Origin of the sequence: Rhodococcus sp. B50 (assembly GCF_013602415.1) — a bacterium.
In the GTDB taxonomy this organism is placed as follows: domain Bacteria; phylum Actinomycetota; class Actinomycetes; order Mycobacteriales; family Mycobacteriaceae; genus Rhodococcus.
On the sequence record NZ_WPAG02000002.1, the window covers coordinates 4537491 to 4552638 of the forward strand.

13 protein-coding genes are annotated in these 15148 nt (G+C 68.7%); 5 read left to right on the forward strand and 8 right to left on the reverse strand.

The window, feature by feature from the left end; all coding sequences use genetic code 11:
- The 5 genes from GON09_RS21385 to GON09_RS21405 all read right to left on the reverse strand — a co-directional run bounded on the left by GON09_RS21385 (position 1) and on the right by GON09_RS21405 (position 5458).
- Complete coding sequence (locus GON09_RS21385) at positions 1–1473, reverse strand: peptide MFS transporter (RefSeq protein WP_213933615.1); 1473 nt, start codon at positions 1471–1473, stop codon at positions 1–3.
- 121 nt (positions 1474–1594) lie between these two features.
- Entirely contained in the window at positions 1595–1975 is a 381-nt protein-coding gene (locus tag GON09_RS21390) for a DUF3054 domain-containing protein (RefSeq protein WP_213933616.1), read from the reverse strand.
- Positions 1976–2099: 124 nt separating this feature from the next.
- The gene (locus GON09_RS21395) at positions 2100–2654 is read right to left on the reverse strand and encodes a YceI family protein (RefSeq protein ID WP_060650323.1); all 555 of its coding nucleotides are present in this window, start codon (positions 2652–2654) and stop codon (positions 2100–2102) included.
- 89 nt (positions 2655–2743) lie between these two features.
- Positions 2744–3865, reverse strand: a complete 1122-nt coding sequence (locus tag GON09_RS21400; RefSeq protein ID WP_307854442.1) for a lysylphosphatidylglycerol synthase transmembrane domain-containing protein — start codon at positions 3863–3865, stop codon at positions 2744–2746.
- Between the two features lie 84 nt (positions 3866–3949).
- On the reverse strand, positions 3950–5458 hold the full coding sequence (locus tag GON09_RS21405; RefSeq protein WP_213934563.1) for an adenylate/guanylate cyclase domain-containing protein: 1509 nt from the start codon (positions 5456–5458) through the stop codon (positions 3950–3952).
- 173 nt (positions 5459–5631) lie between these two features.
- Between GON09_RS21405 and macS the strand changes: the two genes are divergently transcribed.
- The 3 genes from macS (at position 5632) to GON09_RS21420 (ending at position 8151) form a co-directional block, all read left to right on the forward strand.
- The gene (gene macS, locus GON09_RS21410; RefSeq protein WP_213933619.1) at positions 5632–6771 is read left to right on the forward strand and encodes a MacS family sensor histidine kinase; all 1140 of its coding nucleotides are present in this window, start codon (positions 5632–5634) and stop codon (positions 6769–6771) included.
- 63 nt (positions 6772–6834) lie between these two features.
- Positions 6835–7461 (forward strand): response regulator, encoded by a 627-nt coding sequence (locus GON09_RS21415; protein WP_060650815.1) that lies wholly within the window; start codon positions 6835–6837, stop codon positions 7459–7461.
- 39 nt (positions 7462–7500) lie between these two features.
- Positions 7501–8151: a DUF1707 SHOCT-like domain-containing protein gene (locus tag GON09_RS21420; protein ID WP_213933620.1), complete on the forward strand. Its 651-nt coding sequence runs from the start codon at positions 7501–7503 to the stop codon at positions 8149–8151.
- Positions 8152–8207: 56 nt separating this feature from the next.
- Here the strand turns inward: GON09_RS21420 and GON09_RS21425 are convergent, their stop codons facing one another.
- The 3 genes from GON09_RS21425 to trmB are packed head-to-tail and all read right to left on the reverse strand — an operon-like array spanning position 8208 to position 13024.
- Positions 8208–11579, reverse strand: coding sequence for an MMPL family transporter (locus GON09_RS21425; protein WP_213933621.1), 3372 nt, complete (start codon positions 11577–11579; stop codon positions 8208–8210).
- 9 nt (positions 11580–11588) lie between these two features.
- Complete coding sequence (locus GON09_RS21430; RefSeq protein WP_026003512.1) at positions 11589–12281, reverse strand: NYN domain-containing protein; 693 nt, start codon at positions 12279–12281, stop codon at positions 11589–11591.
- Complete coding sequence (gene trmB, locus GON09_RS21435; RefSeq protein WP_213933622.1) at positions 12278–13024, reverse strand: tRNA (guanosine(46)-N7)-methyltransferase TrmB; 747 nt, start codon at positions 13022–13024, stop codon at positions 12278–12280. The genes GON09_RS21430 and trmB overlap by 4 nt, the downstream gene beginning before the upstream one ends.
- Before the next feature lie 135 nt (positions 13025–13159).
- On the opposite strand from trmB, the gene GON09_RS21440 reads away from it, so the two are divergent.
- Both GON09_RS21440 and GON09_RS21445 read left to right on the forward strand, forming a co-directional pair.
- Positions 13160–13759, forward strand: coding sequence for a hypothetical protein (locus tag GON09_RS21440; RefSeq protein ID WP_213933623.1), 600 nt, complete (start codon positions 13160–13162; stop codon positions 13757–13759).
- Complete coding sequence (locus GON09_RS21445) at positions 13756–15141, forward strand: hypothetical protein (RefSeq protein ID WP_213933624.1); 1386 nt, start codon at positions 13756–13758, stop codon at positions 15139–15141. The genes GON09_RS21440 and GON09_RS21445 overlap by 4 nt, the downstream gene beginning before the upstream one ends.
- Positions 15142–15148 lie beyond the last annotated feature (7 nt).

The following is a 15148-nucleotide window of genomic DNA, read 5'->3' on the forward strand; positions in this document are numbered from 1 at the left end:
TTACTGCACGCCGTGCATGAGCTTCTTGATGCGCGGCGAGAACAGGGCGAGCACGATGCCCACCGCAATCGACGCTCCGCCGATCCACAGGTAGTACGGCACCTCGTTGCTCTCGTCGTAGAACCCGGCGAGGGTGCCGGCCATGGCCGTGCCGCAGGCGACGGAGAGATAGAACAACGCGACCATCTGCGTATGGAAGTTCTTCGGCGCGAGTTTCGTCGACAGCGACAGTCCGACGGGGGACAGGAACAGCTCGGCGAAGGTGAACAGCAGCAGGATGAAGACCAGCCCGAGCAGGGGAGCGCTGTTGGCGCCGCCACCGGCCATGGGGATGAAGCACAGGAATGCGATGCCCATGATGATCGTGCCGGCCGCGAACTTGATGGGCGACGACGGCTGTCGCGGCCCGAGCCTGGTCCACATGGCGGCGAACACGCCGGCGAAGATGATGATGAAGACCGGGTTGATGGACTGCACCCAGGACGGCGGGAACTCCCAGCCGAACAGGTCGCGGTTCAGGCGCGTGTCGGCGTAGACGGCGACCATCGTGAACTGCTGCTGGAAGAGCGACCAGAAGACCGCGCTCGCGATGAACATCGGGATGAACGAGAGCACCCGGCTGCGTTCGATCGACGTGATCTGCCTGCTCGACAGCATGATGACGAAGTAGGTGACGGTCGCGACGATCGTCAGGACGACGACGATGTCGGACATGTTGTTCGTCGTGATGAGGCCGGTGAGCGCCGCGATCGCAATGAGGACCACGGCGACCAGACCGATCCCGGCTGCCTTCGTGCGTGTCTCGGCGGGCAGGGGGTGCGGTGGCACTTTGCCGATGTCGCCGAGATGCTTGCGGTAGATCGTGTACTGCAGCAGGCCCAGGAACATACCGACTGCGGCGAGACCGAAGCCCCAGTGGAAACCGTGGCGATCGGCCAGGAAGCCCGTGAGCAACGGACCGACGAGTGCGCCGATGTTGATCCCCATGTAGAAGATGGAGAACCCGGCGTCGCGCCGAGGGTCCTGCTCGTCGTACAGATCGCCGACGATCGACGTCGCCGTGGCCTTGAGACCACCGCTACCGAACGCGACCAGCACCAGGCCCACCCCGACCCCGGCGAAACCGGGCAGGACTGCAAGGGCGATGTGGCCGAACATGATGAGCACGGCGCTGTAGAACAGGGTGCGTTCGGAACCGAGCAACCGGTCGGCGATCCACGCCCCGAGAATCGTCGACAGATAGACCGTGCCGCCGTAGGCGCCGACGATGGAGGTCGCGGCCGCCTGGCTGATCCCCAACCCGCCCTCGGATGCCGAGTAGTACAGGTAGTAGATCAGGATGCCCTGCATGCCGTAGAAGGAGAAACGCTCCCACATCTCGACACCGAACAGATTGGCCAGGGGCAGGGGCTGGCCGAAGAACCGATGGTCGGATCGGGACCCGGTCAGGGTGGGTGGTTCCAGCGTGGACATGATCTCCACTGTGGCACTGGGAGGGCCGCACACGCGAAGCAATCGCATATCCGGCGGAGGGAGATCACATGTCCCGTGGCGGTGTGAAGATTTACGTCACACGCCGATCGGGGCCCGGGGATCAGCCGGCATGGACCTTTCGGCGCTGTACTGTGCGGACGACGAGGCGCCATCCCACGAGGAAGACCCCCAGGAAGATCGTGGCGACGACGATGAAGGCCGTCGCGGTGCCCTGTCCGGTGACGGCACGGAGCAGCATGCCGATCACGAGGGTGCTCACCCACACCAGCAGACCGGTGGGGACGGCGGCGAACGCGTCGAACTTGTCGCGGTAGAGCCACGCGGTGAGGAACCATCCGACGGTGAGGCCGCCGAGGAACGGCCACGCCGTTCCTGCGAGTCCCACGAGATCGAGCACTTCGTCGTGACTGGAACGACCGAGCGCGGCGAATACGACGACGAGCACGACGTCGACCGCCAACGCCGGGATGTACTTCTTCACGGCTCCAGAGTAGCGGCGACGCGGAGGGAGCCGGAACGTCCGACGCGTGCTCTCGAGCACGATCCGAGCCGGTAGAGCACGGAACGCCTCTCCCGGAGGAGAGGCGTTCCGTGTGTGAGAAGACTCAGGCCTGCAGGCCGGCCTCGATCTCGAGGGTGATGGTGATCTTGTCGCCGACGACGGCTCCGCCGCCTTCGAGCGGCATCTCGATGCTGATGCCGAAATCCTTGCGGTTGATGACGGTGGTGGCCTCGAAGCCGGCGACCGGGCCCTGGCCCATGCCGGGGTTGACGCCGTTGAACTCGAGCTTCAGCTCGACCGGGCGGGTGACACCGTGGAGGGTGAAGTCCCCCGCGACGATGTAGTCCTCACCGTTGGCGCGGACGCCGGTGGAGGTGAAGGTCGCGGTGGGGAACTGCTCGGCGTCGAAGAAGTCGGCGGAGCGGATGTGGGCGTCGCGATCGGCGTTCTTGGTGTTGATCGACTTGACGTCGATCTCGGCGTTTACCGATGCGGTGCCGTCCTCGGCGACGGTGATGGCGCCGGAGAAGTTCTCGAAGGTGCCGCGAACCTTACTGACGACGAGGTGCCGGACGGTGAAGCCCACGTTCGAGTGGACGGGGTCGATGGCCCAGGTGCCGGTGGTCAGGCCGGGGAAGGTGGTGGTGGCGGTCGTCATGGTGGTCCTCCTCGATGGTTCAACTTTCAACTGCTTGACTGCAACCATGCCACCAAATAGTTGCTTGCGCAACTACATTGTGAGGTGTATCACGCCGGTTCGGGATTCTCGACCGGACGACGTCGCCGCTCGAGGGTGCTGCGCTCGTGTTCGGCGCGCTCGGCGATCGGGTCGATCTCGTCGCTGCCGTTGCCCCGGTACATCGCGGCGACCGTACTCCAGCCCGCCAGTGCCACGAACGCGAAGCTCACCATCCGGTACACGAAGACCGCGGCCAGCGACTGCGACGCGCTCAACCCTGCGGCCGTGAGCGTTGCGATGAGGGTGCCGTCCACGAATCCCAGGCCGCCGGGTGCGAGGGGCACGCTCCCCACGGCCTTCGCCGCAGCGAACGCGATGAACAGGCCCGCCACCGACGGGGAACCGCCCACCGCCCAGCACGCCAGTCCGAGGCACGCGACGTCGGCCGCGCGGTGCACGGCCGACCACGCCACGGCGGCCAGGCCGTCGCGGCGGGCGAGCTCGACCGCCTCGAGTTGCGCGAGGGTGCGTTCGAAGACGTCGAAGCCGGTGTCCCGCGGCTTCCTCGTGATGCGGTTGACCTTGCGGAGGACCCACGCACCTGCCGACTCGATCGAGGTGGGGTTCTTCGCGACGTACCGCAGCCCGAAGATCAACGCGACCGCACCGGCGAGCGACAACACGAGAGTGACCGGGCTGATCCGGCTACCGACGGCGAACGCGCCGATCATGCCCACCGAGGCGAGCGTCGCCGCTGCGATGACGCCCGAGACGGCGAGCTGCCACGAGGCGACCACGGGGGTCGCGCCCCACTTGCGCGTCTGCTTGTAGGTGAACGCCGTGGAGAAGACCGGTCCTGCGGGCAAGGTCACCGCCATGGCGGTGCTGCCGTAGATCACCGACGCCGAGCGCCAGTGCCCGACACGCACTCCGCCCGCGCGGAGCAACCGTTGCTGCACCCCGGCGAAGCCGCTGAGGGAGATCATCTGGGCCAGCACACACGCTGCGAACCAGCCCCAGTGCATCTCGGTGACTGCACGCCACGAGTCGCTCATCGTCGGCCACAGGTAGATCGCCTCGACGGTCAGCAGGGCGACGAGCGCGATTGCCGACACCCACTTGAGCCACCGGAACGAGCCCCGGCGCGGCGTGGCGTCGGGGCATGGAGGATCGTCGTGCGGCTGCGCCACGCTGTTCACCGTAACCGACCGTGGGGTAGCGGAGAGGGCGCTATGGGCGTTCCGCACCGCCGACGGGCCCCGCGGAACGGACCGTCACTCGTCCGCCGAAGCGTCCGATTCGTCCGTCCGACTCGACCCTCCGGGAACTCCGGGATAGCGAACCGGCCACGCGAGATGGGTCATCCGCCGCCTGCCGCGCAGCTGCACCTCGTCGCCGAGTTCCCAATGGCTGCGTTCCTCGTCGCCCGCGAAATACAGCGCGCTCGACGACGCAAGAACCCTGCTGGGACGCAGTTTCGCCAACTCGGTCAAGCGCGAGGCCTCGTTGACGGGGTCGCCGATCACCGTGTACTCGAACCGCTCGGCCGCGCCGATGTTCCCGGCCACCGCGAGTCCTGCGGACACGCCGATTCCCACGTCGAGTCCGGTGATCTCGTCCAGAGCGAAACGGAGTTCGCGTGCAGCCGCGAGAGCCGCCGTGGGGGCGTCGGGCCGGTCGAGGGGAGCGCCGAAGATCACCAGCGCGGCGTCACCCATGAACTTGTTGACGAAGCCGTTGTGTCGATCCACCACCTCGACGACGACACGGAAGAACTCGTTGAGCAGTTCGACGACCTCGCTCGGTGGTCGCTCGGCGGCCGTTGCCGTCGACCCCACCATGTCGACGAACAGCACCGCGACGTATCGGGTCTCGCCGCCGAGTTCGGTGCCGTACTGCAGGGCGCGACGCGCGACGTCCTCACCGACGTGCTGACCGAACAGTTCGCGCAGCCGCCGGCGCTCGTCGGACTCGGCCATCATCCGGTTGAAGCCGACCTGCAGGCGGCCGATCTCGCTACCGTCGAACACCTCGACCTGCACCCCCGAGGCACCGCGTTGCACGCGTTCGATCGCCCAGCGCAACTGCTTGATCGGGTCGGAGATCTGCGCCGACGTGAGCAGCGACAGCACGAGAGCGAGCCCGATCGACGTCACGGCGAGCGCAAGCACGGACAGTGCGAGCGCGTCGGCGTCGAAGTCGGTGTTCGCGCTCAGCTGGGTCACGCACAGCAGCACGATCCCGGCGACCGGCATGAGCGTGCCCAGCCCCCAGGTCATGGCCAGGCGCGTGCCCACGCCCGGAGCCATCGTCCGGTCGAAGTTGCCCTCGCTCAGCGCCCGCGCGGCGACCGGCCGCAGGATGCGTTCGCCGAGCATGTAGGTGAAACCGAAGGTGCTGGTCGCGGCCATCGCGACGGTGACCGAGACCGCCACCGCGAGCGACGGCATCTCCTCGGCGGTGAGGAAGACGAACAGCACGCCGCCGAGCAGCCACAGTCCGAGGTGGACGATCGCCTGTCGCAGCGGGGCGTGCAGGGCCGCCATCTGTTCCGCCCGGGTGGGCGGGCCGCCGCGCAGCTGCCACCGCACGACCGAGCGCAGCGTGATCGCCGCAGCACCGAGACTCACGATGCCGGCGAAGACGAGGTACACCGCGAAGACCGCGAAGTTACGGACGCGATCGGCGACGATCGCCTCGGTCTCGGCGATCGGGATCCCGTAGCGGACGAAGGCGAACACGAGCAGCGCGCCGAACAGATTCGAGGCGCCCATGGAGACCATGTAGAGCGGCCAACGACTCCGAAGAGTGGCGGCGACAGCTCGGTACGACCTCAGCACGACTTCAAATCAAACCACTGTGCGGACGGTCACAGGATGGGGCGGTCACCGTAGGGGGTGCGGAGTGGTTGGATTCACTCGCCCACCCACCGTGACGAAAGGTGCGAAACGTACAGATGAGGCCGTCTCCGACCGGTCCCGACGCGGACGCACCCCTGTGGCGGGCCGCCCAGGCGTTCCGGCTCGTGACCGTCGCGTACGCGGTGGGATCGCAGTTCTCGACCGTCGTGAACTACACCCGTCCGAACCTGTCGTGGCTTTTCGTCGGGGTGCTCGTGGCGTGGTCGCTCGTCTCGGCGGTGCTGCTCTCCCGGGAGGCACGTCTGCGCCGCACCGTCACCGCGGTGGACCAGATCCTCGCCGTCGCGCTGATGGCGGCCACCAGGCTGGTCGCCGACCACGAGTGGTACAGCAACCACCAGACCATGCCCACGACGTTATGGGTCGCCAACGCCGTGCTGTCGGCGGCGATCCTCGGCGGTCCGCTCACCGGCATCGGATCGGCACTGCTGATGTCCGTCGTCAGCGCGGTCGTGCGCGACCAGATCAATCTGGATCTGTGGCGGGACGCGACGGCGCCCGTGCTCGTCGCATGTGGCGTGGCGATGGGATTCGCGACCACCACCGCGCGCAGCGCGCACCGGCAGCTCGAGCAGGCGGTGCGAGTCGCAGCCGCCACCGAGGAACGGGACAGACTCGCCCGTCAGGTGCACGACGGAGTGCTGCAGGTACTCGCCCTCGTACAACGGCGCGGACTCGAGCTGGGTGGGGGCGCGACGGAACTCGCGGAGCTGGCACGGGAGCAGGAGGCCGCGCTGCGGCAACTGATCTCCGAGCAGGAGACCCATGTCGATCGCGGTGGCGAGAACGCCGACCTCACAGCCCTCGTGCGGGCCCGCGCCGGTACCGCCGCGACGGTGTCCGCGCCGGCCGATCCGATCATGCTCCCCCGGGATCGGGCCGAGGAACTCGCTGCGCTCACGACCGCGGCCCTGTCGAACACGCACTTGCACGCCGGGGCCGGAGCCGCCGCGTACATCCTCCTCGAGGATCTCGGCGACGAGATCGTCCTCAGCATCCGGGACGACGGCGTCGGGATCGGGCCGGGCCGACTCGACGAAGCTCGCGACCAGGGACGCATGGGGGTGTCCAAGTCGATCGTCGGGCGCGCGGAATGGCTCGGCGGTGTGGCGCTGCTCGACAGCACCGCAGGCGAAGGAACCGAATGGGAGATCCGGGTACCGAAGGGGGAATGAGTGGCCGAGATCAATGGGGAAGCCCACGAGAACACCGCACAGATGCGTGGCGCTGTCAGCGTGATGGTGGTCGACGACCATCCCATCTGGCGTAACGCCGTCGGACGCGACCTCGAGGAGGCCGGGTTCACGGTGGTTGCCGAGGCCGACGGTGTCGCGAGCGCCGCGCGCCGCGCCGCGGTCGTCCGCCCCGACGTCGTGCTCATGGACATGGCGATGCCCGACGGCACCGGCACCGAGGCGACCCGCGCGGTCCTCGAGGTCTCTCCGGACAGCCGGGTGCTCGTCCTGTCGGCGTCCTCCGAACGGGACGACGTCCTCGGTGCGGTCAAGGCCGGGGCATCCGGTTATCTCGTGAAGAGCGCCTCGGTGCACGAACTCGTCGACGCTGTCCTTGCGACCGCGCGGGGGCAGGCCGTCTTCACTCCCGGGCTGGCCGGCCTCGTGCTCGGCGAGTATCGCCGCATGTCGAACGACGTCGCGGACAGACGCCCCCCGCCCACCCTGACAGGACGCGAGACCGAGGTGTTGCGGCTGGTCGCGAAGGGTCTGTCGGCAAAACAGATCGCTGCGCGGCTGACGCTCAGCCACCGCACGGTGGAGAACCACGTCCAGGCGACGCTGCGCAAACTGCAACTCGCCAACCGGGTCGAACTCACCCGGTACGTCATCGAACAGGGTCTCGAGTGACTGCTGAGGCATACCGAGTGTCCCGTTAAGCTCGTGGGCATGGAACCGAGGGATCTGCGGGTGTCGGACGCCGAGCGCGAGCACGTCGGGGAACTTCTCCAGCGGGCGGTCGGGCAGGGAATGCTCTCCCTCGGCGAGTTCACCGAGCGGATGGACACCGTCCTCGCCGCCAAGACCCGAGGCGATCTGAACCAGGTGCTCGTCGACCTGCCGGGCATCCAGATCCGTCCCGAGTTCCAGGAACACAATCTTCCCGGGATGTCGCAGGCCTCGTACCCGGCGCCGACCGCAGCGGCGTTCCCCGCTCCCGGCCAGGGTGCTCCTCTGGTGATCAAGGGGCGTGTCTCCAGCGTCGAACGGAAGGGCCGCTGGCACGTGCCGCCCGCAATCGCCCTGGACACCGTCGCGTCCTCGGTGACCCTCGATTTCACCGAGGCGGTGATGCAGACGCAGGTGGTACGGATCGACGTGAGCGACTACCTCAGTTCGATCAGCATCGTGTTGCCCGCCGAAGCCACGGCGGACGTCAACGGTGTGGAGAATGTCGCGTCGAGCGTGTCGTCCAAGGTGCGTGGCGGTGCGCCGTACGGACCGCTGCACGTCGTGGTGACCGGCAAGGTCCGCGGTGGAAGCCTCAACGTGACGCATCCGCTGTCCACGAGACTGCGCAAGTTCTTCAACGGCAACTGAGCCCGACAACACCCGAGGCGACCCGCGAGCGGGTCGCCTCGGGTTGTTTCGGATCGTCAGTCGCGACGCTGCCGGGCGATCAGTTCGCTGACGCTGATCGAGCGGCCGCTGTCGGGACCGTGGCGTCCGCGGCTGCGTGAATTCTCGTCGTTCTGCTCCTGCTGCGAGTCGTCCGCTCGTTGTTCCGATCGCTCGGCACCACCCGGGAGGGGCGGTTGCTCAGAGCCCCGGGACCGGGTGGGCAGAGGCGGACGGGGAGCACGCTGCGTGGGCGGCTGCATGCCCTGCGTGGGCGGCTGCTGCGTTCCCGGCACGGGGGGCCGGGCCGGTCCCTGTGCCGGCGGTCGCGGTCCTTCCGGCCTCGGGGGGCGCTGTGCCTCCGGGACGGAAGGTCGCTGGGGCTCCGACGCCGGGGAGCGCTGCGCTTCGGGTGCCGGCTGACGCGGTGCGTCCGGTGCGGGCCGCGGCCGCTGCGCGGAAGGCTCCCCGCCGGGCGAGGTGCGGCGCAACTGCGACAACCAGTTCTCGATAGCCTGCGGATCCCGTCCCCTACCGATGCCGGGCTCGCTCGGGCGCGGTGTCCGAGCACCCGGCACGGCCTCGGACTCGCCTGGGTCGGCAGGAGGCCGGACGAACGACTGCGGCAGCGGCGGCGGAACCTCCCCGCGCTGACGGCGGGGGAGTGGCGGCACCGCCGACGTCGGCGACGGGTCGGATGCTCGGCTTCGGGGTGTCTCGGGGACACCGCGCTGTGTGGGATCGAGCGCACCGCGCTGTGTGGAATCGAGCGCACCGCGCTGTGTGGAATCGAGCGCACCGCGCTGTGTGGAATCGAGCGCACCGCGCTGTGGCAGCGACATGCCGTTCCGCTCGTCCACCTGCGGCCGATCCTCCGAACGACGCCGCGGTTCCGGCATCGGTCGCGACGGACGTCCCGGGGCTGCAGCGGGCGGCGCCGGACGGCTCGCCGGCGTCGGACGGCCGGTTGCGGGCGGCACCCGCTCACCGTTCCGAGGTGCGGGGGGACGACCTGCAGCGGGCGCTGCCGGGCGGACAGGGGGACGACCGGTCGCCTGGCGACGCACCGGCGGCGGCGTGAGATCGCGGAGTTTGCGCTGTTCGGCGGCCGGACGCGGCGGAGCGATCTTCGGCAGCGGCTGCGTGAGGTCGGAGCCACCCTCGAAGGCGCCGGGGAAGCGATGCGCACCGGTGGCCGCGACCGTCGCCGGACCGAACATGCCGACGGTGATGAGCTCGGGAACGTCCTGGGGCATGAGTTCGTCGGCGAGGATGGGTTCGCCCAGGCCGATCTTCTCCTGGATGCGTTTCATCCACGCCGGAGCCCACCAGCAGTCGTCGCCGAGCAACTTCATCACGGCGGGCACGAGGAACATGCGGATGACCGTGGCGTCGATGATCAGCGCGGCGATCATGCCGAACGCGATGTACTTCATCATCACCAGTTCGGAGAACCCGAAGGCGCCGGTGACGACGATGAGGATCAGGGCTGCCGCGGTGATGATGCGGCCGGTGTGGGCGGTACCGATGCGGATGGACTCGGTGGTGCTCGCCCCCAGCGATCTCGCCTCCACCATTCTGGAGAGCAGGAACACCTCGTAGTCGGTCGACAGGCCGTACACGATCGCGATGATCAGCACGAGCACCGGCGACATGATCGGTCCCGGGGTGAAATTGAGCAGCTCGGCGCCGTGGCCGTCGATGAAGATCCAGGTGAGGATGCCGAGGGTCGAACCGAGACCCAGGGCACTCATCAACACTGCCTTGACCGGCAGCACGAGCGAGCCGAACGCCAGGAACATCAGCAGGGTCGTCAGCAGGACGACGACCACGACCATCAACGGCAGGGTGTCGAGCAGGGCTGCGATCGAGTCCTGTTCGATCGCCGGAGTGCCGCCGACGAGCACTTCGACACCCTCGGGCCATTCGGCCGCGTGCAGATACTCGATGGTGCCGGAGGACTCGTTGCGGTCGGTCAGGCCGGCCTTGAGGACACGGACGCCGTCCTTCGCAGGACCGGTGATCGTGAACTTCTCGACGAGACCGGGAGCTTCACTGGCCGTCGTGATGATCTTGTTGAGGTCGCCGCCCTCGGCACCGCGGACGACGAGCTTGACCGGTTCGGCGCGCTGGCCGGGGAACAGTTCGTCGAAGGTCTCCTGCGCGACACGCGTGGGGTGCTCGGGCGGCAGGTAGGTCTCGTTGATGCCGCCGAACTTGATGCCGGTCAACGGCATGATGAGCAGCAGCAGGCCGATGACCGTCGGGATGGTCACCTTCATCGGGTTGACCATCACCCAGCGGCACAGGCGGCCGAGGAAGCTGTTCTCGACCTGCTCGTTCGACTGGATCTGCCCGAATCGCTTCATGCCGAACTTGTCGATGCGCTTGCCGAGGATGCTCAGGATGGCGGGCAGGATCGTGATGGACAGCAGGGCGGCCAGCGACACCGCCGAGATCGCGCCGTAGGCGACCGACTTGAGGAAGCCCTGGGGGAAGAGCACGAGACCACCGAGACTCGTGACCACCATGGTCGCCGAGAACACCACCGTGCGGCCTGCGGTCATGACGGTACGCCGCACCGCTGCACGCGTGTCGTAGCCCTCTGCGAGCTCTTCGCGGAATCTCGACACCATGAACAGGCCGTAGTCGATCGCCAGACCCAGGCCGATCAGCGAGACGACCGGCGCGACGAACGAGTTGACCTCGGTGAAGTTGGTGATCAGCCGGACGATGCCGTTCGCCGCGATGATCGTGAGGCCGCCGGTGATCAACGGCAGCGCGGCCGCGACGACACCGCCGAAGACGAAGAACAGCAGGATGCCCACCGCGGGGATCGCGAGGATCTCCATGCGTTTGATGTCGTTCGCCATCGTGTCGTTGAGCGCGCCGGAGATCGGCTGCAGACCGGCGAGCTGCACGTCGACACCGTCGACGTAGAACTCGTCCTTGACGTCGCGGAAGTTGCCGGTCAACTCCGTGTCGTTCTCGCCGGCGATGGCGATCGACGCGATCGCGTGCTGGCGCGACGGGTCGGCCAGCGTCGGCAGCGACGGCGCGTTGTCGGTAGGCCAGTACGCGCCGTTGATCTTGAGAATTTCGTCGGGGTGCTCGGCCACCAGCGAGTTCAGGCTGTCTGTGACCTTCGCCGCGAACTCGGGATCGTCGACCGTCTTACCCTCGGGCGCCGTGTAGAGCACCAGAACGTCGCCCGCGGTGTCGCGGCCGAAGGTGCCGTCGGCGAGCTTGGCAGCGGCGACGGACTCCGAGCCGGGATCGTCCCAGCCGCTCTGGCTGAGATGATCGTTCAGGCTCAGCCCGTACCCGGCGAGCGCGAGCAACCCCGCGACCATCACCGCGATGACGGTGAAGCGCGCGCGGTAGACGAGCTCTCCCCAACGGTCGAACACGTAAGTCTCCTATTCGGCGACGCTCTTGCGCCCCACGAGGAGAGCAGAAAGCGGTCGGAACGGCTGCAGCCAGGCACCCTCGTCGGGCAGCGATTCCAGGCTGACGCGGGGCAGCGGTTCGCGGAACACACCGGGAATGTCCTCGAGATCGAGGAACTCGATGATCTCGGAGGTCACCGCCCAGCTGGCGTGCTCGCGGAAACCGAGCACCGTGGTGGCGATGCCCTGCTGCGCGAGCAGCTCGAGGGGTTCACGGAAGGCCTGCCCGTCGGCGGAGGCCACCATCACACCGGCGAGACCCTCCCGGTGCCTCAGCTCGATGTGGTGCAGCATGTCGGAGTCGACATCGCTGTCCTCGTCGATCTTCGGCTTGGCGAACACCGCGAAGCCCACATTACGCAGGGCCTCGACCCAGGGGCGGACGACGTCGGCGCTGCCCGGTGCGATGTTGGTGAATACCGTGGCCTCGGGCTCGAGGGTGGTGGAGTGCTGACGCGACAGTTCGGCGGTGCGCCCGAGCAGCCAGCGGCCGAGAGCGTCGAAGCGCGGGCGGTAGGCGGCGGTGGGCCGTCCGCCGAGAATCGCGCCGAGGCCCATGTCGAGGTTGGGTGCGTCCCAGACGAGCAGGACCTTGCGGACCGGCTCGACGCCGTCGATCGCGGAGGAGTCGGTCACGCCGGGGAGCTCTTCATGGACACTCATGCTCCGATCTTCCCCCACACGAACTCGTTGATCGCGCTCCCCACCTGGTGTGCCTTGTCCTCGAACTTCGTGACGGGTCGCTCGAGGCTGATCGGAGCGGTGCCGGAGAACCGGGCGAGTCGCGGCTCGGCGTCGCCCACCTCGGCGATCGCTTCGGCATAGTCGGCGTGGTCGGTGGCCACGTGCAGCACTCCGCCGGGCTTCAACCGGTCGGCGATCAGCGCGAACGTCGGGGCCTGCAGGAGCCGGCGCTTGTGGTGGCGGGCCTTGGGCCACGGATCCGGGAAGAACACCCGCACCCCGGTGAGCGACTCGGTGGTGAGCATCTTCTCGAGCACCTCGACGGCGTCGCCGCGCAGGATCCGCAGATTCTCGATCGGCGCGTCGCTGTCGTAGCTGCGCTCGATGCCCTGCAGTGTCTGGGCGATGCCCGGCTTGTAGACCTCCACGGCGATGAGGTTCACCTCGGGCTCGGCCCGAGCCATGGAGAGGGCGGCGGTTCCCGTTCCGGATCCGATCTCGAGGACGAGCGGCGCGGAACGGCCGAACCACGCTTCGATGTCGAGCGGATCGTCGCCCACCTCCTTGCCGAGTTCGGGCCAACGACGGTCCCAGCACTCCTGTTGGGGGTCGGTCAGCGATCCACGGCGGGACCGGAAACTCGTCACCCTGGGGTACAGGCGGTTCCCGCGGGTCGGGCGCTCGTCGAGCGTCTCGGTGGTGTGCTGATCGGCTTCGTTCACCCGTCCATTGTCGCGTATCTCGGGAGTGTGTGGCGGGAGTGACCTGAGGGGCCACAGTGTTTTCTCAGGGAAGCATTCGTTCCGCTGCCGACCTGCGGTCTCTCTGCCACAATCTCCGGCGACGATCGGGGGATCATGACGGGGGACTTGTGGCATCGCCTCGCCGCGCAGGTCGAGCAACTCGACGCGGAGGCCGGGCGTGCCCTGCGCAGTGCGCTGGCCGGGCACGCGGCCGCGCTGCGGGTGCAGGTGGCGGGGCGCGCGGGGACGGGCCGCGAAGTCGTCGAGGCACGGGTCCGGGAATCGCTGCCCGAGGCGAGTGCCGACGCGATCGTCGTCGGAGCGGCAGTGGACACACCGGACGGTCCCGATCCGGTGCTCGACGCCGACCTCCTCGTCTACGTCGTGCCGCGTCGCCTCGACCCGGCCGTCGTGCACCCCGCCGACCGCGCCGCACTCGCGACCGTCGATCCTCGTCGCATCGTCCTCGTGGTCTCGGGCGGGGCAGCCGCCGCGGAGTGCGCCGTCGTCGCCCGCGCGACCGGCGTGGCGCCCGGGCAGGTGGTCGCCGTTCGTGCGGAGGAGCTGCTCGCAGAACTGATCGCCGCGCGTGCGGCCGTCGCCCGTGGCCTGCGTGACGAGGAGCTCGCCCGGGCCGCTGCCGGCATTCCTGCGGCTCCGCAGGTGCGGGAACTCGTCGAACACACCCTGGATGTGTCGGCGGGACCGCGGTGAACGAGGACGACGTCCTGCGCCGATGGAACCCGCGCGGATGGATGCGGTTGCACGAACCACCCGCGACCGGCATACGGGTCGTCGGAGTGCCCGGCTCCGGTGTGGGCGGGCTGGCATCGGAACTGCGGCACCAGGGTGGCGTGGACATCGCGGACGACGACAGGGCTGCTGCTGATGGGCCCTCCGATCGGGCGGCGGTCACCCTCGTGGTGTTCGACCCGTCCGCCGTGATCGGCCGGACCGAACTTGCGCTCGTGCGCGCGGCAGCCGCCGGGTCGATCGAGGTGGTCTGTGCCCTGACGGGCAGCGACCGCTACCCCGACCACCGAGCGGTGCGCGACGCCGACGTCGAGATCCTGCACCGGCACGCACCCTGGCTGCCGCGCGTCGTGGTGCTGCCCGTTTCCGCCGAGGCCGCGCGGCGGGCCCGCGAGCACGAGGCGAGCGAGGCCCTTCGGCAGACCGTGCTCGCCGGTTCGGGGATCGTCGAGCTGCGGGACGTCCTGGCCGCCGCCGTCCGGTCGTCGCACGACCCGCGACGGGTGCGCACAGCGCTCGTCGCCGCCACGCGACCGATGATCGGTGAGGAGATGGAGCGTCTGAGGACGGAGGACGACGAAGCGGACCTCCGCACGGAACGTTCCCGCCTCATCACCGCCGCACCACCCGCGACCTCCGGTCCCGACCTGCGCCGACTGCAGGTGACGCTCGCGCACGAGGTCGCAGTGCGGGTGCGAACGGCATCCACCGAGGCGGTCGAGGTGCTCGAGACCGCGGGTGGGGACGCGGTGGTCGCGACGATCGACGCCCACATCGACGACCTGCGTGCGCGGCTCACCGACGAGATGACCCGGATCGCACCGGGGACACCCGGCCCGGAAGCCACGCGCACGTTCCGCCCACCCGAGACCGCGCGGTCGATGGAGGACACGCTGACGGTGGTGTTCGGCGCGTCGGCGGGTGCGGGTCTCGGCAGGCTGCTCGTCACCCCGTTCGGGAATCTGCCGGGCTGGATGTCGCTGGTGGTCGCGATCGCGTGCGCGGTGCCGGCGGCGGGCTGGCTGATGCGGGTCCGCAGGCGTATCGCGTACCGGGAACGGATGCGCCGGTGGATCGCCGAGGAGCTCGCCACCGTGCGCGCGGAGCTCGACAGCTGGATCCGCACCCGCATCCACGAGGCGGAATTGCAGTCCGCCGCGCTTGCGGCCGCCACCCGTGACCGGCACGCGACCCGCGTGCGCGAGCGCATCGCGGCGATCGACGCGGAGATCACCCGCCGCCGCGGGGAACGACGCGCCCGCATTGCGGCATGCGAACGCGACCTCGCCGTGCTCGGACGCGACTCGGAACCGCGGGATGCCGGGGTGCGTCGAACCGGATAGGAGCGAT